Below are 18,002 nucleotides of genomic sequence, written 5' to 3'. Positions count from 1 at the left end.
CGTCGAACCGGCCCAGCAGTTCGGCCCGATACTGCTCGGACAGGTCCTTGTCGCCGATGCGCGCGGCCGCCTGGCGCAGCCGCGCCTTCAGGCCCGCGCGGCGCTCGGGCGTGTCCAGCGGCTCGGCCTCGGTCTCCTTGCGGAACAGCAGGTCGGCGAAGCCCTGCGTCTCGGCCAGGGCCGCGCGCAGGCCGACCGCGCCCTTCTCGCGCAGGATGTCGTCCGGGTCCGCTCCTCCGGCCAGCAGGGCGAAGCGGAAGGACCGTCCGGGCTTCAGCAGGGGCAGGGCGCGGTCGATGGCCCGCCAGGCGGCGCGCACGCCCGCGGCGTCGCCGTCGAAGCACAGCACCGGCTCAGGCGTGATGCGCCACAGCCGCTCCATCTGCTCTTCGGTTAGGGCCGTGCCCATGGGCGCGACGGCCGCGACGCCGGCCCGCTGGCAGGCGATCACGTCCATGTAGCCCTCGACCACGACCAGGGCCGTGTCGTTCCCGCCCTGAGCCAGAATGCGCCGCGCCTCGGCCTGGCCGTAGAGGTTGGCGCCCTTGTGGAAGAGGGCGGTCTCCGGCCCGTTCAAGTACTTGGCCCGGTCATCCGGGTTGAGGGCCCGGCCGCCGAAGCTGATGACCCGCCCCCGCGTGTCGGTGATTGGGAAGATCACCCGGTCGCGGAAGCGGTCGTACGGCTGGCCCCCGTCCTCCGGCTGGATCAGCAGCCCGGCCTCGACCAGGTCGCCGACCTTGGCGCCGCGCTGCACGAGCGCGTCCTTCAGCGCCGTGCGCGACCCGGAGGCGTAGCCCAGCCGAAAGCGCGCCCACTGGTCCTCGGGCAGGCCGCGACGTCCCAGATAGTCGCGCGCCGCATGGCCCTGCGGCCGGCGCAGCGAGGCCTCGAAGTAGCGTGCGGCCAGTTCCAGCCAGTCCTGCAGGCCCTGGCGCGCCTGCTCCCGCTGCATGGCTTGGGGGTCCTCGGCGGGCAGCTGCATGCCGGCCTCTCCGGCCAGCCGCTCGACCGCTTCGCGGAAGGACAGCCGCTCGGTCTCCTGCAGGAAGGAGATGACGTCGCCGTGCTTGCCGGAAGAGAAGTCGTGGAAGAAGCCCTTGTCGTCGTTCACGAAAAACGAAGGCGACTTCTCCTTGGTGAAGGGCGACAGCCCGACCCACTCGCGACCCTGGCGCTTGAGCTTCACCGTCCGCCCGATCACTTCGGAGGGGCGGAGCCGGCTTTTCAGTTCGTCGAGGAAACGTTCGTCGAGGCGCACGGGGACTGTATAGCGCGGGACGGGCTTAACTTCTTCTTAACCTCGGTAAACGAGAGGTTAACATAACACTAGGAAAAGATTGCCCAATTTCAGTCAGATTGCGGAACTATCCACAGCTTTGAAGATTAACCATGCCGAGGAGGCGACATAAGCGCCTCCGTCTCCGGCGCGGCCGCGGACGGCGGACCGACCGGACTTCGAAGTCACCGCCATGTTCGTCAGTATCCAGCGTCCCGAAATCACCCCGCAAGGTCCCGACGCCGCCGCCACCCCCGGCGCGCCGATCGTGCTCGATCCGTCGCCCCGCGCGATGCACGCCAAGCTGCTGGCCAATGCGGCGGCGCGCCGCCTGCGGGCGGCCGAGCGTCTGGCCGCAAGCCGCCGCGATGACGCCGACTACTGGAAGGCCTGCTGCCCGATGGTCGTCGCCAAGGCCGCCGCGCTCCGCGAAGAGAAGAGTTTCGCGCCTCTGCCCTGAGCCGAACTAGCCGCCGGCGTCCACCGGCGAGCATTCCTCGGCCGCAGCGCGCTTCTTCTTGCCGCCCAGGCGATCGGCCAGGGCGAAGGTGAAGGGGTTGATGGCGATCGAGATCAGCGCCGCCGCCAGGATCAGGTCCTGGGCGCGGTCGGTCATCAGACCCAGCGACCCGCTGAGCGCCGCCAGGATGAACGAGAACTCGCCGATCTGCGAGAGGCTGGCGGCCACGGTGAGGCTGTCGGACCGCTTTACCTTGAAGATATGGGTAATGATCAGGGCCGCGGCGGTCTTGCCGAGCAGGATGATGCCCAGCACCGCCGCCAGCGCCCACGGCTCGCGCACGACCACCATCGGATCGAACAGCATCCCGACCGAAACGAAGAACAGCACCGCAAAGGCGTCGCGCAGCGGCAGCGATCGTTCCGCGGCGTTGTGGCCGAGCGGCGAGGCGTTCATGACAAGGCCGGCCACGAAGGCGCCGAGCGCGAACGAGGCGCCGAAGACGGCGTAGGCCACCCAGGCGATCCCGAGCGCGATAGCCAGCACCCCGAGCGTGAACAGCTCGCGCGAACGGGTATGGGCGATCTTGGTCAGCAGCCAGGGCAGGACACGCCCGCCGACCACCAGCATCAGGGCCACGAAGGCGCCGACCTTCAGGAGGGTCCAGCCCAGGCCGATGCTCAGCGTCTGCAGGTCGAAGACCTCGCCGCGCGCCTGCGCAAGGATCGGCAGGACGACCAGGGCGATGACCATGGCCAGGTCTTCGACAATCAGCCAGCCAACGGCGACGCGGCCGACGTCCGTTTTCAGCTGGCCGCGATGTTCGATGGCCCGCAGCAGCACGACGGTCGACGCAGTGGACAGGGTCAGGCCCAGGATGGCGGCCTCGGTGTGGCCCAGGCCCATCAGTCGGCCGACGCCCCAGCCCAGCACGGTCGCGGTGGTGATCTGGGCCAGCGCGCCCGGGATGGCGATCTTGCGCACCCGCATCAGGTCCTGCACCGAGAAGTGCAAACCGACGCCGAACATCAGCAGGATCACCCCGATCTCGGCCAGCTGCGGGGCCAGCTCCAGATCAGCCACGAAGCCAGGGGTGAAGGGGCCGACGGCCACGCCCGCGACCAGGTAGCCCACGATGGGCGCCAGCTTCAGCCTCTGGGCGATCATGCCAAAGATGAAGGCCAGCACGAAGCCGGCCACGAGCATGACGATGAGGCTGTCGTGGTGCGGCATCCTGGCTCCGGCTTGACGATTGGGGAGCCTCGGACTTGGGGCCCGAGGGCCGTCAGGTCAACCCAAAGAGGTCACCAGACCCCGATCTTCTCGGCTTCCTTGTGCGAGATCGGGTGGCCTTCGGCCTTGTGATCCTCTTCGGCCAGGAAGCGCACGGCCTCGAGCGCGGCCATGCAGCCCATCCCTGCCGCTGTGACCGCCTGGCGATAGACGTCGTCGGTCACGTCGCCCGCGGCCCACACCCCCGGGATGGCGGTCGCGGCCGTGCCGGGCTTGACCTTCAGGTAGCCCGACGCATCCATCTCGAGCTGTCCCTTGAACAGCTCGGACGCCGGGGCGTGGCCGATGGCGATGAAGACGCCGTCCAGCTCGATCTCCTTGGTCGCGCCCGTGGTGACGTCCTTCAGGCGCACCCCGTTGACGCCGCGCGGGTTGTCCCCGCCGAGAATCTCATCGACGGCATGGTTCCAGACCACCTCGATCTTGGGATGCGAGAACAGCCGGTCCTGCAGGATGCGCTCGGCGCGAAGCTCATCGCGGCGGTGAACGAGGATCACCTTCTCGGCGAAGTTGGTCAGGAACAGCGCCTCCTCGACGGCCGTGTTGCCGCCGCCGACGACAGCGACCGTCTTGCCGCGATAGAAGAAGCCGTCGCAGGTCGCGCAGGCCGAGACGCCGAAGCCCTGGTAGCGACCCTCGCTCTCCAGCCCCAGCCACTTGGCCTGGGCGCCGGTCGAGATGATCACCGTCTCGGCGAACAGCTCGCCGCCGCTGTCGAGCTTGAGGCGGAAGGGCCGGCGCGACAGGTCTGCCTCGACGACGATGTCCTCGATGACCTCGGTCCCGACATGCTCTGCCTGGGCGCGCATCTGTTCCATCAGCCAGGGGCCCTGGATGACATCGGCGAAGCCCGGATAGTTCTCGACGTCGGTGGTGATGGTCAGCTGCCCGCCCGGCTGCAGGCCGGCGATCACCACCGGGTTCAGCATGGCGCGCGCCGCATAGATGGCGGCGGTCCAGCCGGCGGGGCCGGAGCCGATGATGGCGACGCGGACGGTTCGGGGATTGCTCATGGCGTCTATCTAAGGTCGATTCCGCAACGATGCGACCGGAGAGACCCCGATGACCGAACCTGTCAACAAGAGCGCGGCCTTCCTGCCGATCGGCATGGGCGCCGGCATAGCGATCGGCGTTGGGGTGGGCACGGCGATGGACAATCTCGGCCTTGGCATCGCCTTGGGCTTGGCCATCGGCGCAGGGTTGGGCGTGGCCATGTCTGCGGGCCACCGCGCGCGCAGCCGGCGAGACGGCGGCGCCGACCCGCGTGACGAGCATAAGGACCAAGGGGGCGAGTGAAGCCCTAGCGGCCCATCCGCCGCAGGATTTCCCGCGCGGCAGCCTCGGTTTCGTTCAGCGCGGGATAGGTCCAGGTCGTCAGCCTGCCGTCGAACCGGCGGCTGACTCCGCGTTGCTCCAGCTCGGCGTGAAGGGCGTCGAACTTGGCGGAGCCGCCCTCCAGGCTCAGCACATGGACCGGCTTGCCGGTCGCGCCGGCCTCGGTGGCCATGTTCGTCGAGTCCTCGGTCACGAGGATGTGGTCGGCCGCCGCCAGGAAGGCGAAGTAGGGGTTCTCGCCCTCGCCGTCCCAGATCCAGCCGGGCACGCCGCCCAGCCGCGCCGTCATCGCCGCGCGCACCTCCGCCGGCGTCCGGCGCGAGAAGGTGACCATGACCGAGCCCCCGGCCTGGGCCACGGCCTCGGCGATCTCCGCCGCGAGCGCATCGGCCCTGTCTCGGGAAAAGACATAGGCCTTGGACGCCCCTCCGATCAGCACGGCTGTGCGCGGCGAGGGCAGGGGCTCCAGCCGGCTCGCGAAGGCCGCCTTCGCCTGCGCCAGTCGCTCCGGAGCGATCCGGTTGGGTGAGCCGGTGATCGGAAAGACGTTCGCGCCCTCCAGCCCGTCATGCCGCGGCGGTACGACGAGGTCGAAGGCGTCGAGCTGCGTGCGCGGGTCCTGGACCTGGACCACGAAGGTCCGGCCCCCGCTGCGGCGCTTCATACGGGTGGAGAAGGGCAGGCTCGCCCGGCCGGCCGCGATCATCAGGTCCGGCCAGGGAGGTTCGAGCCGGTCGGAGTTCTCGGCCAGCATGGCGTCCGGCCAGAGCCGCAGGGCGTTGGGCCAGCGGTCGAACAGCGGCTTGTAGGCCAGCCGCTTCACCGTGACCTCGGCGGGCGTCAGGCGCGCGACCGCTTCCGCCAGGCCCAGGACCTGGTTCTCGATACCGGCGCGGCCGTCGGAGACGGCCCAGATGGACAGGGGCGCGTGAGCGCTTACAGCCACTCGACCTTGACGATCTCGTAGGCCTTCACGCCGCCGGGCGTGTTGACCTCGACGACGTCGCCCTGCTCCTTGCCGATCATGGCGCGGGCGATGGGCGAGGTGATGGACACCCGGCCTTCCTTCACGTCGGCTTCGTGCTCGCCGACCAGCTGGTAGCGACCCTCTTCCTCGGTGTCCTCGTCGATGACGGTGACCGTCGCGCCGAACTTCACCTGGGCGCCGGACAGTTTGGACACGTCGATAACCTGGGCGCGCGAGATCTTGTCCTCGATCTCGGCGATCCGGCCTTCGATCCAGCCCTGCCGCTCCTTGGCGGCGTGGTACTCGGCGTTCTCCGACAGATCGCCGTGCGAGCGCGCTTCGGAGATGGCGGCGATCACGCTCGGGCGCTCCACCGTCTTGAGACGCTTCAGCTCATCGTCGAGGGCCTGATAGCCCCCGGCCGTCATCGGCACTTTTTCCATAGTCGCGGGTGTTTTCTTGTCGCCCTGGTCAAATTGCAAAGCCGACCGCGGGCGTGGCGGTCGGCGTGTCGTGTTCGATGATGATAGGCCCTGAAACGGCGCCGTTCAAGTCGAGGGCCGGATCAGTCTCCAATAGGCGCGCTTCAGGCCGATCCAGCTGAGCCAGACCAGCGCCGCCACGGCCAGGGCCGCGACGGCGGCCGCGCCCAGCGCCATGCCCAGCACGCCCGCCAGAAGCAGCAGGACGAGCCCCGCCAGGACGGCGGAGACGAGGCGGACGGTGTTGCCTTTCAGGCGGATGCCGGTGGTCTTCATGAGGGGGTTAACGTGCGGATCGAGGCCGGGTTCGACCATGACCGAGCGCACCTGATTCGGCGACTGACGTTCCCTGATGTCAGGCGTAGGCGTAGGGCCCGCCTCGCTCCAGCGCCCTGCGGTAGGCCGGCCGGGCGTGGATTCGGTCGAGGAAGGCCTTGATGCGAGGACGGGACGCTGCGCCGGCCCGCGCCGAGGCGGCTTCGAGCGGGAAGCTCATCATGATGTCCGCGGCCGTGAACTGATCCCCGGCGAACCAGTCCGACCGCGCCAGCTCCGTTTCCCAGTAGCCGATGTGGGCGTCCAGCTGAGGCTGGATCATCCGGGCGTTCATCGCCTTGGAGATGCCCTTTGCGATCGGGCGGACGAGGAAGGGAACGCGTCTGGGGAGTTCGCCGAAGATCAACCTCAGCAACAGAGGCGTCATCGCCGACCCCTCCGCATAGTGCAGCCAGTAGGTGAAGCGTCGCGCGTCCTCGGTCCCGCGCGCAGGCCGCAGCCGGCCCTGGCCGTAGCTCTCGAGCAGCCATTCCACGATGGCTCCGGTCTCGGCGACTCTCACGCCTTGAGCCTCGACCACCGGGGACTTGCCCAGCGGATGAACAGCCTTGAGGGCGGCCGGCGCCAGCATCGTGGCCCGGTCGCGCTGATAGCGCTTCACCTCATACTCCAGCCCCAGCTCCTCGAGCAGCCAGAGCACCCGCTGCGAGCGGGAGTCGTTGAGGTGGTGGACGACGATCATGGCCGGGCCTCCCGATGGCCCGTCACTCTAGCGCGGCGTATCGCTCACGGCCACGCTAGCCCACGCGCTGAGCCTTGGCCTTGAAGGGCTTCTTGGCGAACGGCTTCTTCCCGCCCGGCGCGCCGTGCGGCTTGCCGAAGGCCTTCTTCTTGAACGGCGGGCGCGGACCGTCGCCCGTGGGCCGGTCCTCGCGCTTCACGAACGGCTTCTTGAACGGCCGCGCCTCGCCGCCTTCGGCGTTGTCCCGCCTGGCGTAGGGCTTCTTCTGGAAGGGCGGCTTGCCGCCGTCCTCGCGCGGATGCGGCTTCGGACCCTTCTTGTAGCCGCCAGGCTGCGGCTGCTCGGAAGGTTCAATCCGGACGTCCTTCTCGGTCGAGGCCTTCACGGCCTCGCGGAACTTGGCCTCGTGCGTCTTGGCGATCTCGAAGCGCGTCTCCTCCGGATAGATCCGGATCGAGCCGATCTCCTTCTTGGTGATGTGGCCCAGCCGGCAGATCAGCGGGATCAGCCACTTGGGGTCGGCGTTGCGGTTGCGGCCCACGTCCATGCGGAACCAGCTGACCTCGTCGGGCTGCAGCCGGTCGCCCGGCCACGGCGCCGGCGAGGTGTCTCCCTCCGCGCGGGGACGGCGGGCGGGACGGTCGGCGCCCGGATCGAGCAGCTCCTCCGGCGGCGGCAGGTCAGCGCGCTGCAGGCGGATGAAGGCCGCGGCCAACTCGATCGGCGTCCGCTCGGCCACCAGCTTCTGGGCCAGGGCCATGTCCTCGTCCGACACCTCCTGGGCGAAGACGTCGCTCTGCAGCAGGCGGGTCTCGTCCTTGGCGCGGATCTCCTCGGCCGTCGGGGCGCCGCCCCAGGTCGCATCGACCCCAGCCGAGTTCAGCACCATCTCGGCTTTGCGGCGCCGCGTGTGCGGGACCAGGAGGACCGAGATGCCCTTCTTCCCCGCCCGGCCCGTGCGGCCGGACCGGTGCAGCAGGGCCGCCCGGTTCATCGGCAACTCGGCATGGATGACCAGGCCGAGGTCCGGCAGGTCCAGCCCTCGCGCCGCCACGTCGGTCGCCACGCAGACCCGCGCCCGTCCGTCCCTCAGCGACTGAAGCGCGTCGTTGCGCTCGCGCTGGCCCATCTCGCCGGACAGGGCCACGGCGTTGAAGCCGCGCTCCAGGAGCGACGACTGCAGGTGACGCACCGCGTCCCGCGTCGAGCAGAAGACCAGGGCGCCCGGCGCCTCGAAGAAGCGCAGCACATTGACGACCGCGTGCTCGATCTCGTTCGGCGCGATCCGCATCGCCCGGTACTCGATGTCGCCATGCGGCGTGTTGCGGTTGGTGGTGTCGATCCGGACCGCGTCGCGCTGATAGCGGCGGGCCATGTTGGCGATCTCGCGCGCGATCGTCGCCGAGAACAGCAGCGTCCGGCGCTCCGCCGGCGTGGCGTCGAGGATGAACTCGAGGTCCTCGCGGAAGCCCATGTCGAGCATCTCGTCGGCCTCGTCGAGGACGACCAGCCTCAGCGCCGACAGGTCGAGGTTGCCGCGCTCGATATGGTCCTTCAGACGGCCCGGCGTGCCCACCACGATGTGGACGCCCGCCGCCAACGCCCGCTGCTCGCGCCGCGCGTCCATGCCGCCGACGCAGGTGGCGATCCGGGCGTTCGCCTCGGCGTAGAGCCAGGTCAGTTCCTTGGACACCTGCAAGGCCAGCTCGCGCGTCGGCGCGATCACCAGCGCCAGCGGCGTCTCGGCGCGGCCAAAGGTCTCGGCCTCGCCCAGCAGGGTCGGCGCTGCCGCCAGGCCGAAGGCGACGGTCTTGCCCGATCCGGTCTGAGCCGAGACCAGCAGGTCCTGGCCCGCGACCTCGGCCTCCAGCACTGTGGACTGCACCGGCGTGGGCTCGGCGTAGCCCTGGGCGGCGAGCGCACGGTCGAGCGCGGGATGGATGGCGGGAAAGGGCATCGAAGGTCCGGAAAAAGAAAGCGCCCGGCAGGGAAATGATCCCGGCCGGGCGGAGGGGTGCGAGCCTCTACAGTGCGATAAAGGCCGAGGTGGGGCGGATCAGGTTCGCGGCATCAGCGCCCGCGCCGCGACCACCATGGCCTCCACGCCTGCGGTGACCGACGGCTCCGGCTCGATGCGGAAGAAGGGCGAATGGTGGCCGGGCGCGTCTTCCAGATCCTCGGGCAGGGTGCCGCCCACGTCCATGTAGACGCCGCGCACGCCGCTCTCGGGCGTGACGAAATAGGCGAAGTCCTCCGCGCCCATGCCGGTGCGCGGTGACTGGATCAGGCGATCGGCGCCCATGTGCGCCGCGATGGCGTCCCGCACCCGCTGGGCCGTCTCGGGGTCGTTGATCGTGGGCGGAGTGGTCTCGGTGGCCGATCGGGTCACGGTCGGCAGCATGTCCTCCGGCACGCCGAGCGCCAGCGCGGTGCCGCGCGCGACCCGCTCGATGCCGCTCAGCAGCTGCTCGCGGACCTCGGGATTGTCGGAGCGGACGGTGATCTGCAGGTCGACCCGGTCGCTGATGATGTTGTGCTTCACCCCACCGTGGATGGAGCCGACGGTGATCACCGCGCCCTCCAGCGGGTTGATGTCGCGGGTGACCACGCTCTGCAGGGCCACCACGATGTGCGAGGCCACGACCACAGGATCGACGCCCAGGTGCGGATAGGCGCCGTGGGTGCCCACGCCGTGCACCGTGATGTCGACGCTGTCGGAGCTGGAGGCCACGATATTCAGCGGCACCTGGATCTGGCCCGCTGGCGCGTCGGCCGAGACGTGGAAGGCCAGGGCGTAGTCCGGCCGGGGAAAGCGCTCGTAAAGCCCGTCCTCGATCATGGCCCGCGCGCCGAAGATGCGCTCCTCCGCGGGCTGGCCGACCAGCACGAGCGTGCCGGACCAAGTGTCCCGGTTCTCGATCATCTGCCGCGCCGCGCCGACGAGGGCGGTGATGTGCACGTCGTGGCCGCAGGCGTGCATCACCGGCTGCTCGACGCCTTCGCTGTTCGTCTGGCGGGCCTCCGAGGCATAGGCCAGGCCCGACTGCTCCTCTAGCGGCAGGCCGTCCATGTCGGCGCGCATCAGGACGGTCGGCCCGTCGCCGTTCCTGAGGACCGCCACCACGCCCGTGCCGCCCACGCCCGTGGTCACCTCATAGCCCAGCGCCGTCAGCTCCTGAGCCAGCCGAGCGGCGGTCATGTGCTCCAACCCGGACAGTTCCGGGTTGCGGTGGAAGTGCTCGAACAGCTGGGCGAGGTTGCGGTCGTAGTCCGCCTGGATCGCCGCGCGCAGGTCCGCGTCCTGGGCGTGGGCGGTCCCAGCAAGGCAGGCGGCCGCGACGGCGGCGAGCAGCAGGCGTTTCATGGTCAGTCCCCCTCTTCGTCGAAGGGGACTGTAGACCTCGTGCGCGCCCGCGCAATCAGCCGTGGCTGTAGGCCTGCAGCGGCCGGACATCCAGCTCGCCCGCCCGGATGGCGGCGATGGCGCGGGCGGCGGCGACGGCGGCGGAGATGGTCGTGAAATAGGGGATCTTCATCATCAGGGCGGTCCGCCGGAGGCTGAAGCTGTCCTGCAGGGACTGCTTGCCCTCGGTGGTGTTGATGACGATCTGGACCTCGCCGTTCTTCATCGCGTCGACGATGTGCGGGCGGCCTTCAAGGACCTTCTTCACGAAGCCGACCTCGACGCCCTGCTCGGTCAGGTAGGCGTGGGTGCCGCCCGTCGCGATGAGGGTGAAGCCCTCGGCCAGCAGGGTGCGGGCGGCCTCGACGGCGAAGGGCTTGTCGCTGTCCTTCACCGAGATGAAGGCGCAGCCCTTGGTCGGCAGGACCGTTCCCCCGCCCAGCTGGCTCTTGGCGAAGGCGCGGGCGAAGGCGGACGCCATGTCGGTCTCGCCGTCGCGTTTCCAGTCCAGGCCCATGACCTCGCCGGTCGAGCGCATCTCGGGGCCGAGCACCGTGTCGACGCCTGCGAAGCGGGCGAAGGGGAAGACGGCTTCCTTGACCGCGATGTGGTCGTAGGCGCGGTCCTTCAGGCCGAAGGAGGCCAGCTTCTGGCCGGCCATGACCTTGGCGGCGATGGCGGCGACGGGCGCGCCCATGGTCTTGGCCACGAAGGGCACGGTGCGGCTGGCGCGCGGGTTCACCTCCAGCACGAAGATGCGCGGGCTGTCCGAGTGCGGCTTCTCGATGGCGAACTGGACGTTCATCAGGCCGCGCACCTTCAGCGCCCGGGCCATTGCCTCGGTCTGGCGTTTCAGCTCGGCCACGGTGGCGGCCGACAGCGAATAGGGCGGCATGGAGCAGGCGCTGTCGCCGGAGTGCACGCCGGCTTCCTCGATGTGCTCCAGCACTCCGGCCACGAAGACGGTCTCGTCGTCGCAGAGCGCGTCCACGTCCACCTCGGTGGCGCGGTTCAGGTAGTGGTCGATCAGGACCGGATCGTCGCCGGACACCTGCATCGCCTCGTGGACGTAGCGGTCGAGTTGCTCGCGGTCGTGGACGATCTGCATGCCGCGGCCTCCCAGCACGTAGGAGGGGCGCAGCACCACGGGATAGCCGACCTCCTCGGCCTTCTCGGCGGCTTCCTCGGCGGAGCGGGCCAGGCCGTTCGGCGGCTGCATCAGGCCGATGTCGTGGAGCATCTGCTGGAAGCGCTCGCGGTCCTCGGCCAGGTCGATGGAGTCGACGCTGGTGCCCAGGATCGGCACGCTGTCCTCCTCGAGCGCGTGGGCTAGCTTCAGCGGGGTCTGGCCGCCGAACTGGACGACGACGCCGAGCAGTTCGCCCTTCGAGCGCTCGACGTCGATCAGCTCCAGCACGTCCTCGGCCGTCAGGGGCTCGAAGTAGAGGCGGTCCGAGGTGTCGTAGTCGGTCGAGACGGTCTCGGGGTTGCAGTTGACCATGATGCTCTCGACGCCGATGTCGTCGAAGGCGAAGGCCGCGTGACAGCAGCAGTAGTCGAACTCGATGCCCTGGCCGATCCGGTTGGGACCGCCACCGAGGATCACGGCCTTCCTGCGATCCGAGGGGTCCGCCTCGCAGTCCGGGACCTGGCCGAGCGCACCGGTCTCGTAGGTCGAGTACATGTAGGCGGTCGCCGAGGCGAACTCGGCGGCGCAGGTGTCGATGCGCTTGAAGACCGGACGCACGTCCATCGCGCGGCGGGCGGCGCGGACGGCCTTCTCGCTGGAGCCGGTGAGCCTGGCGAGGCGGGCGTCGGAGAAGCCCATGGCCTTGAGCCGGCGGAACTCGCGCGCGGTCTGGGGCAGGCCTGTGACGCGGACGTGGCCCTCGGCGCGGACGATCTCGGCGATCTGGCGCAGGAACCAGGGCTCATAGGCGCAGGCGGCCTGGACCTCCTCGACGGTCAGGCCGTGGCGGAAGGCCTGGGCGATCACGCGCAGGCGGTCGGGCGTCGGCCGGCCGAGCGCGCGGATCACGGCCTCGCGCGCCGAAACGCCGTCCTCGGTCCCGGCGACGCCGTCGATCTCGATCTCGTCGAAGCCGGTCAGGCCGGTCTCCAGGCCGCGCAGGGCCTTCTGCATCGACTCCTGGAAGGTCCGGCCGATGGCCATGACCTCGCCGACGGACTTCATGGAGGTGGTCAGATAGGGCTCGGACCCCGGGTACTTCTCGAAGGCGAAGCGCGGGATCTTGGTCACGACATAGTCGATCGACGGCTCGAAGGAGGCCGGCGTCACCTGGGTGATGTCGTTGGTCAGCTCGTCGAGCGTGTAGCCGACGGCCAGGCGGGCGGCGACCTTGGCGATCGGGAAGCCGGTGGCCTTCGACGCCAGCGCCGAGGACCGCGACACGCGCGGGTTCATCTCGATGACGACCATGCGGCCGTCGGCCGGATTGATGGCCCACTGGACGTTCGAGCCGCCGGTCTCGACGCCGATCTCGCGCAGCACGTTGATCGAGCCCGTGCGCATGCGCTGGTACTCTTTGTCCGTGAGGGTCAGGGCGGGGGCCACGGTGATGGAGTCGCCGGTGTGGACGCCCATGGGGTCCACGTTCTCGATCGAGCAGATGATGATGCAGTTGTCCGCCTTGTCGCGGACGACCTCCATCTCGAACTCCTTCCAGCCGAGGACGGACTCCTCGATCAGGACTTCGGTGGTCGGCGACAGGTCGAGGCCGCGCTCGACGATCTCGCGGAACTCCTCGACGTTATAGGCGATGCCGCCGCCGGTGCCGGCCAGGGTGAAGCTGGGGCGGACGATGGCGGGCAGGCCGACGAAGGCGAGCGCGTCGTCGGCCTCGTCGATGTGGTGGATGGCCTTGGAGCGCGGGCTCTCGAGGCCGAGCTTGTCCATGGCGTCGCGGAACTTCTGACGGTCCTCGGCCTTGTCGATGACCTCGGCGCGGGCGCCGATCATCTCGACGCCGTGACGGGCCAGCGCGCCGGAGCGTTCGAGCGCCAGCGCGGTGTTCAGGGCCGTCTGGCCGCCCATGGTGGGCAAGAGCGCGTCGGGCTTTTCGCGCGCGATGATCTTCTCGACGATCTCGGGGGTGATCGGCTCGACGTAGGTGGCGTCGGCGACCTCCGGATCGGTCATGATCGTGGCCGGGTTCGAGTTGACCAGGATGACCCGGTAGCCCTCGGCCTTGAGCGCCTTGCAGGCCTGGACGCCCGAATAGTCGAACTCGCACGCCTGCCCGATGACGATCGGCCCGGCGCCGATGATCAGGATCGAGGAGATGTCAGTCCGCTTGGGCATTAGTCGCGCGCGCTCCGGGGCCGCGAGGAGAGGTCCGCGCGTCCGCTTTCGATCGTGTTGAAGGCTAAGGGGCGCGTTTAGACAGGCTTGGACCGCGCCGCAAGCCGCGGCCAGGAACATTCGCGCGAAGGCCCGGTTGTGCGGACAAGGCGGCGATCCACGACCGCCCCGAAAACCAGTCAGGGAGCTACGCCGATGACCGAGAACAATCAGACCAACCAGGACCAGGATCGCCTGCGCCCGCAGCAGGATCAGGGCCGCCAGGCCCAGCCCTCCGACGTGGGCTCCAGCCTCGGCGTCCAGGGCGAGGATCGGAGCTTCGGCACCGAAGGCCGCGCCGAGGACGAACGGTCGCAGGGCACGAGCGCGACCCTGTCGCCGAACCAGGGCGGCACGGTTGGCCAGGGCGGCGGCGTGGACAATGCCGACTTCGCCGCTTCGGGCGGGACGCGCGAGCAGAACCTGGGCCGGTCCGACCAGGCCGGCACCGGCGCGACCCCCGAAGGCGGCGTGCAGAAGGACCGCGGCTAGCGCCAACCCAGGCTAGCTGCGGCTCACGGGCGGCGGTCCGGCCACCGAGCCGGGCCCGTCGTGCCGAGCGAACGGCAGTCTGCAGGCCAAAAAAAGTACTGCCGCACTGCCAAATGCCGCCAGTTTCGGGTGGCGCGAGGAGATGCACGACTTCAAAGACCGGGGGCAGTCTAGAGGCGACCGGAACGTTGAGGCGTATCTGGCGAAGGACTCCAAGGTTTCCGTTCCACGTCAGCGACATCGACAGCCGCGATGCGGGATTTCGGGCCGTCGTGCGGCCCGCCTATCCCCCTGGAGACCGATCGGGCACAGTGACCCGCTGAGGGAGACTCGCCATGCTCGCCGTCGTGATCGCCGCCGCCATTCAGACCCAGACGCCGCCGCCGATGGTCGAGCCTCTGGTCTCGACGCGCAGCACCGTTACGGGCCAGCCGCTGGCGCTGCCGCAGGGCGAGGTCGAGGTCACGGTGGCGCGGGTGACGCTGCAGCCGGGTGGAGCCATTCCCCGGCACAGGCATGCCTGGCCCCGCTACGTGCACGTCCTGTCCGGCCGGCTTCAGGTCACCAACTTCGACACCGGCGACGTCAGCGTGCTGGACGCGGGGAGTTTCCTCGTCGAGGCGATTGGCCAGTGGCACATGGGCGAGGCTCTGGGCGACGCGCCGCTGATCCTGCTGGTGATCGACCAGGCGCCGCCCGGCGTCGTCAACGTCGAGCGGCCATGATGAGCGCGGCTACAGGTAGCTCAGCCACCAGTCCTTGCGCCGCGACTTGAGATCTCCGAACCAGCGGCAGGCGGGATAGAGGATGGCCAGCACCGCGATCCAGGCGACGTAGACCCACCCAAGACCGAAGCCCCAATTCGCCGCCACCAGGTCAGACGGATCTGCCATGACGTCGATGAACAGCCCGAGCGGCAGGCCCATCATCAGGCCGACGGCCATCATGAGCAGGTGCGCCAGAAGTATGTGCGCCACATAGACGAAGAAGGGCACGCGGCCATAGGTGGTGAACACCTCCGCCACCGGCCCTTTCAGCTTCTCCAGCCACGGCATGATCGCCAGGGCGGGGCCCAGGGTCATGAGCGCATAGAGCAGGGACGGCGGGTATTTGGTCGTGTCCAGGAAATCGCCCACGAGGCGCAAGCCGTTGTCCTGGCCGGTCCAGGTGTTGGCGTCGCCATAGAGGTTGGTCGCCCTCAGGATCAGGAAGGCCGCGGTCATGCCCAGGCCCAGCCAGGTCAGAAACTTCGCCCGCTCGGCTTCCGGCGCCAGGAAGATCGCGCCCAGGCCGTAGCCGATGGCCATCACCCCGATCCAAGGCAGCAGGGGGTAGGCCACGAAGGCGATGAACTGGCCGGTCTCCGAGATGATCGGCCCGGGATCGTGCAGGACCATCCACAGCCAGCCCCAGTCGCCGAAGGTCTGGGGCGTCAGCGGATCGAGAAGATTGTGGCCGACCAGGATCGCCACGCCGATCCCCAGCACCGCCGCGCGCGGCAGCCAGATCAGCGCCGCCAGCACGACCATCGAGGCGCCGATGGCCCAGATGACGATAAGCGCCAGTCCCGGAATGCTGAAGTTCCAGGCCCAGTTGATCAGGGTGAACTCGAGCAGGATCAGCCACAGGCCCCGCGTCAGCAGGAACCGCGACAGCTGGCCTCGGCTGTCGACTCTCGCGCCGTAGAGGAAGGCCGAGACGCCCGCCAGGAAGACGAAGACCGGCGCGCAGAAGTGGGTGATCCACCGCGTCGCATAGAGCCAGACCGAGGTCTGCTCCACGTCCAGCGGGTTCATGGTCCAGGCGGCGGCGTGGAAGTAGTCGCGCACGTGATCCAGCGCCATCAGGACGATGACGATCCCGCGCAGGATGTCGATGGAGCGAATGCGGCCGATCCCGTCGATGGGCCGCGCGGGCTCGGACTCGAGCGCGAGCACAGGCCGCGCCAACGCCGATCGTGCCATGGAAGCCCCCTCCGCCCCGTTGGTCGCCCGACGTTACGTCAAGGCGCGGGGAGGGGGAAGCAGCCTACCGCGCCGCGTCCATCATCCGGGCGAAGCGCTCGAAGAGATAGAGGCTGTCGGTCGGGCCGGGCGAGGCCTCGGGGTGGTGCTGGACGCTGAAGACCGGGCGGTCCTTCAGAGCGATGCCGCAGTTGGTGCCGTCGAAGAGCGAGACGTGGGTCTCGGTCACGGCCTCGGGCAGGCTGTCGCGGTCGACGGTGAAGCCGTGGTTCATCGAGACGATCTCGACCTTGCCGGTGGTCAGGTCCTTCACCGGGTGGTTCGCGCCGTGGTGGCCCTGGTCCATCTTGACCGTCCTGGCGCCCAGCGCGAGCGCCAGCATCTGGTGACCGAGGCAGATGCCGAAGACGGGCTTGCCGCTGTCGACCAGTTTCCTGATCTCGGGCACCGCGTAGTCGCCAGTGGCGGCCGGGTCGCCGGGACCGTTGGACAGGACGACGCCGTCCGGGTCGCGGGCGAGCACCTCTTCCGCCGTGGTGTCGGCCGGGACGACGGTGATTTCCGCGTCGATGCCCGACAGCGCGCGCAGGATGTTCCGCTTCACGCCGTAGTCGAGGACGACGACGCGATAGGGCCGCTCGGGCTTGGGCTGAGCGTAGCCTTGCGGCCACCCCCACAGGCCCTCCGTCCAGGAGAAGCTCTGGCGGGTCGAGGCATCCTTGGCGAGGTCGAGGCCGACGAGACCCGTCCACTCGCGCGCCTGGGCGACCAGGGCGTCGAGGTCGAAGCGGCCTTCCGGATCGTGCGCGATGACCGCGTGCGGGGCGCCCTTGTCGCGGATCAGCTTGGTCAGAGCTCGGGTGTCGACGCCGGCCAGGCCGATGACGCCCCGGCGCTTCATCCAGGCGTCGAGGTCGGAATCGGCGCGCCAGTTGGCGGGGTCGGTCGGGACATCGCGGAAAATGGCGCCGCGCGCCGAAGTGTCGGAGCCGCCGCCGATCTGCTCGATGTCCTCGACGTTGGTCCCGGTGTTGCCGACGTGCGGGAAGGTGAAGGCCAGGATCTGGCTCATGTAGGAGGGGTCGGTCAGGATCTCCTGATAGCCCGTCATGGCGGTGTTGAAGACCACCTCGCCCAGCGCCGAGCCGGTCGCGCCGACGCCGACGCCCTGCAGGATGCTCCCATCGGCCAGGGCCAGGACGCCGGTGGCGCCTTCGAGAAGCTGGGTCATGGCCATTCTCCTATCCGCGAATCCCGGCGAACAAACGGCCGCGTGACTAGGGGCGGGGCAGGGGCGCCGTCAACGCACTATTCCGGGATGCGCTGTCCGTCCCAGGCGAAAACGCCGCCGCTGTCGGTCGGCTGCAGGCCGTCGATCACTTCGAGCAGTCTTTGGGCCGAATAGGCGGGGGTGAACAGCCGCTCCTCGGGGACGCCCTTCTGGAAAGGCGCGCTGAGGCCCGTGTCGACCGTGCCGGGGTGCAGGCCGGCCACGATCGCCTGCGGATGGGTCCGCGCCGTCTCGATGGCGAGGTTGCGCAGCAGCATGTTGAGCGCCGCCTTGGACGCCCGATAGCTGTGCCAGCCGCCGAGCCGGTTGTCGCCGATGGAGCCCACCCGGGCCGAGAGGGCTGCAAAGACGGAGCGGCGGTCCTTCTGCATCTGCGGGAGGAAGTGCTTGGCGACCAGCGCCGGCCCGACCGCATTGATCCGGTAGTCGCGTAGCAGGTGCTCGGGGTCGAGGGCCCGCAGGGAGCGCTCCGGCTTGCGGCCGGAATGCAGCACGCCGGTGGCGACGATGATCAGCTCGGGCGGCGGGCCCTCGGCGATGTGCCGCGCGGCGGCCGCGATGCTGGCCTCGTCCTCCAGGTCGAGGCCGGTCTGGGAGCGAGACAGGGCGTGGACCATCTTGAACCGGCCGGAGCCGGTGAGCCGCTCCGCGAGCGCC

At 69.3% G+C, this 18,002-nt stretch carries 17 protein-coding genes; 4 read left to right on the top strand and 13 right to left on the bottom strand.

Features of this window, described 5'->3' with window-relative positions; translation table 11 throughout:
- On the bottom strand, nucleotides 1-1,261 hold a 1,261-nt coding region (gene dnaG, locus Q0M60_RS00310; protein ID WP_296814440.1), incomplete at its 3' end, for a DNA primase.
- Between the two features lie 211 nt (nucleotides 1,262-1,472).
- On the opposite strand from dnaG, the gene Q0M60_RS00305 reads away from it, so the two are divergent.
- Nucleotides 1,473-1,739, top strand: a complete 267-nt coding sequence (locus Q0M60_RS00305) for a hypothetical protein (RefSeq protein ID WP_296814438.1) — start codon at nucleotides 1,473-1,475, stop codon at nucleotides 1,737-1,739.
- 6 nt (nucleotides 1,740-1,745) lie between these two features.
- Here Q0M60_RS00305 and Q0M60_RS00300 read toward each other — a convergent pair whose 3' ends face one another.
- Both Q0M60_RS00300 and trxB read right to left on the bottom strand, forming a co-directional pair.
- Nucleotides 1,746-2,972 carry a cation:proton antiporter gene (locus Q0M60_RS00300; protein WP_296814436.1) on the bottom strand — a complete coding sequence of 409 codons (1,227 nt, stop codon included), beginning with the start codon at nucleotides 2,970-2,972 and terminating at the stop codon, nucleotides 1,746-1,748.
- A gap of 71 nt (nucleotides 2,973-3,043) precedes the next feature.
- The gene (trxB, locus tag Q0M60_RS00295) at nucleotides 3,044-4,045 is read right to left on the bottom strand and encodes a thioredoxin-disulfide reductase (RefSeq protein WP_296814434.1); all 1,002 of its coding nucleotides are present in this window, start codon (nucleotides 4,043-4,045) and stop codon (nucleotides 3,044-3,046) included.
- A gap of 49 nt (nucleotides 4,046-4,094) precedes the next feature.
- Here trxB and Q0M60_RS00290 point away from each other — a divergent pair, with 49 nt between their 5' ends.
- A complete protein-coding gene (locus Q0M60_RS00290) occupies nucleotides 4,095-4,328 on the top strand; it encodes a hypothetical protein (RefSeq protein ID WP_296814432.1) in 234 nt (77 codons plus the stop codon).
- A 4-nt stretch (nucleotides 4,329-4,332) separates the two neighbouring features.
- On the opposite strand, the gene Q0M60_RS00285 is transcribed toward Q0M60_RS00290, so the two are convergent.
- The 7 genes from Q0M60_RS00285 to carB form a co-directional block, all read right to left on the bottom strand.
- Nucleotides 4,333-5,313 carry a mitochondrial fission ELM1 family protein gene (locus tag Q0M60_RS00285; RefSeq protein ID WP_296814430.1) on the bottom strand — a complete coding sequence of 327 codons (981 nt, stop codon included), beginning with the start codon at nucleotides 5,311-5,313 and terminating at the stop codon, nucleotides 4,333-4,335.
- The gene (gene greA / locus Q0M60_RS00280) at nucleotides 5,304-5,777 is read right to left on the bottom strand and encodes a transcription elongation factor GreA (RefSeq protein ID WP_296814427.1); all 474 of its coding nucleotides are present in this window, start codon (nucleotides 5,775-5,777) and stop codon (nucleotides 5,304-5,306) included. The genes Q0M60_RS00285 and greA overlap by 10 nt, the downstream gene beginning before the upstream one ends.
- 105 nt (nucleotides 5,778-5,882) lie before the next feature.
- The gene (locus Q0M60_RS00275) at nucleotides 5,883-6,092 is read right to left on the bottom strand and encodes a hypothetical protein (RefSeq protein ID WP_296814425.1); all 210 of its coding nucleotides are present in this window, start codon (nucleotides 6,090-6,092) and stop codon (nucleotides 5,883-5,885) included.
- A 79-nt stretch (nucleotides 6,093-6,171) separates the two neighbouring features.
- Complete coding sequence (locus Q0M60_RS00270) at nucleotides 6,172-6,834, bottom strand: glutathione S-transferase (protein WP_296814423.1); 663 nt, start codon at nucleotides 6,832-6,834, stop codon at nucleotides 6,172-6,174.
- Nucleotides 6,835-6,889: 55 nt separating this feature from the next.
- Nucleotides 6,890-8,791, bottom strand: a complete 1,902-nt coding sequence (locus Q0M60_RS00265) for a DEAD/DEAH box helicase (RefSeq protein WP_296814421.1) — start codon at nucleotides 8,789-8,791, stop codon at nucleotides 6,890-6,892.
- Between the two features lie 99 nt (nucleotides 8,792-8,890).
- On the bottom strand, nucleotides 8,891-10,198 hold the full coding sequence (locus Q0M60_RS00260; RefSeq protein WP_296814418.1) for an amidohydrolase: 1,308 nt from the start codon (nucleotides 10,196-10,198) through the stop codon (nucleotides 8,891-8,893).
- 55 nt (nucleotides 10,199-10,253) lie between these two features.
- Nucleotides 10,254-13,559 carry a carbamoyl-phosphate synthase large subunit gene (gene carB / locus Q0M60_RS00255; RefSeq protein ID WP_296814416.1) on the bottom strand — a complete coding sequence of 1,102 codons (3,306 nt, stop codon included), beginning with the start codon at nucleotides 13,557-13,559 and terminating at the stop codon, nucleotides 10,254-10,256.
- A 195-nt stretch (nucleotides 13,560-13,754) separates the two neighbouring features.
- Here carB and Q0M60_RS00250 point away from each other — a divergent pair, with 195 nt between their 5' ends.
- Both Q0M60_RS00250 and Q0M60_RS00245 read left to right on the top strand, forming a co-directional pair.
- Nucleotides 13,755-14,090, top strand: a complete 336-nt coding sequence (locus tag Q0M60_RS00250; protein ID WP_296814413.1) for a hypothetical protein — start codon at nucleotides 13,755-13,757, stop codon at nucleotides 14,088-14,090.
- A gap of 335 nt (nucleotides 14,091-14,425) precedes the next feature.
- Nucleotides 14,426-14,815 (top strand): cupin domain-containing protein, encoded by a 390-nt coding sequence (locus Q0M60_RS00245; RefSeq protein ID WP_296814411.1) that lies wholly within the window; start codon nucleotides 14,426-14,428, stop codon nucleotides 14,813-14,815.
- A gap of 9 nt (nucleotides 14,816-14,824) precedes the next feature.
- Here Q0M60_RS00245 and Q0M60_RS00240 read toward each other — a convergent pair whose 3' ends face one another.
- From Q0M60_RS00240 to Q0M60_RS00230, 3 genes are all read right to left on the bottom strand, one after another.
- Nucleotides 14,825-16,054, bottom strand: a complete 1,230-nt coding sequence (locus Q0M60_RS00240) for a heparan-alpha-glucosaminide N-acetyltransferase domain-containing protein (protein WP_296814409.1) — start codon at nucleotides 16,052-16,054, stop codon at nucleotides 14,825-14,827.
- 64 nt (nucleotides 16,055-16,118) lie between these two features.
- Nucleotides 16,119-17,285, bottom strand: a complete 1,167-nt coding sequence (gene carA / locus Q0M60_RS00235) for a glutamine-hydrolyzing carbamoyl-phosphate synthase small subunit (RefSeq protein ID WP_296814407.1) — start codon at nucleotides 17,283-17,285, stop codon at nucleotides 16,119-16,121.
- Between the two features lie 77 nt (nucleotides 17,286-17,362).
- A partial coding sequence (locus Q0M60_RS00230; protein ID WP_296814404.1) for an SDR family NAD(P)-dependent oxidoreductase occupies nucleotides 17,363-18,002 on the bottom strand: 640 nt, incomplete at its 5' end.

The sequence above is a fragment of the Brevundimonas sp. genome, from assembly GCF_024711105.1.
Lineage (GTDB): Bacteria > Pseudomonadota > Alphaproteobacteria > Caulobacterales > Caulobacteraceae > Brevundimonas.
This window is presented reverse-complemented; position numbering and strand designations above follow the sequence as displayed.

Bases quoted from the DNA above. Each gene is read 5' to 3' on its own strand.
- Q0M60_RS00250 (WP_296814413.1), top strand. From the start codon at position 13,755: ATGACCGAGAACAATCAGACCAACCAGGACCAGGATCGCCTGCGCCCG.
- Q0M60_RS00260 (WP_296814418.1), bottom strand. From the start codon at position 10,198: ATGAAACGCCTGCTGCTCGCCGCCGTCGCGGCCGCCTGCCTTGCTGGG.
- Q0M60_RS00275 (WP_296814425.1), bottom strand. From the start codon at position 6,092: ATGAAGACCACCGGCATCCGCCTGAAAGGCAACACCGTCCGCCTCGTC.
- Q0M60_RS00305 (WP_296814438.1), top strand. From the start codon at position 1,473: ATGTTCGTCAGTATCCAGCGTCCCGAAATCACCCCGCAAGGTCCCGAC.
- carB (WP_296814416.1), bottom strand. From the start codon at position 13,559: ATGCCCAAGCGGACTGACATCTCCTCGATCCTGATCATCGGCGCCGGG.
- Q0M60_RS00240 (WP_296814409.1), bottom strand. From the start codon at position 16,054: ATGGCACGATCGGCGTTGGCGCGGCCTGTGCTCGCGCTCGAGTCCGAG.
- Q0M60_RS00300 (WP_296814436.1), bottom strand. From the start codon at position 2,972: ATGCCGCACCACGACAGCCTCATCGTCATGCTCGTGGCCGGCTTCGTG.
- carA (WP_296814407.1), bottom strand. From the start codon at position 17,285: ATGACCCAGCTTCTCGAAGGCGCCACCGGCGTCCTGGCCCTGGCCGAT.
- greA (WP_296814427.1), bottom strand. From the start codon at position 5,777: ATGGAAAAAGTGCCGATGACGGCCGGGGGCTATCAGGCCCTCGACGAT.
- Q0M60_RS00290 (WP_296814432.1), top strand. From the start codon at position 4,095: ATGACCGAACCTGTCAACAAGAGCGCGGCCTTCCTGCCGATCGGCATG.
- trxB (WP_296814434.1), bottom strand. From the start codon at position 4,045: ATGAGCAATCCCCGAACCGTCCGCGTCGCCATCATCGGCTCCGGCCCC.
- Q0M60_RS00270 (WP_296814423.1), bottom strand. From the start codon at position 6,834: ATGATCGTCGTCCACCACCTCAACGACTCCCGCTCGCAGCGGGTGCTC.
- Q0M60_RS00245 (WP_296814411.1), top strand. From the start codon at position 14,426: ATGCTCGCCGTCGTGATCGCCGCCGCCATTCAGACCCAGACGCCGCCG.
- Q0M60_RS00265 (WP_296814421.1), bottom strand. From the start codon at position 8,791: ATGCCCTTTCCCGCCATCCATCCCGCGCTCGACCGTGCGCTCGCCGCC.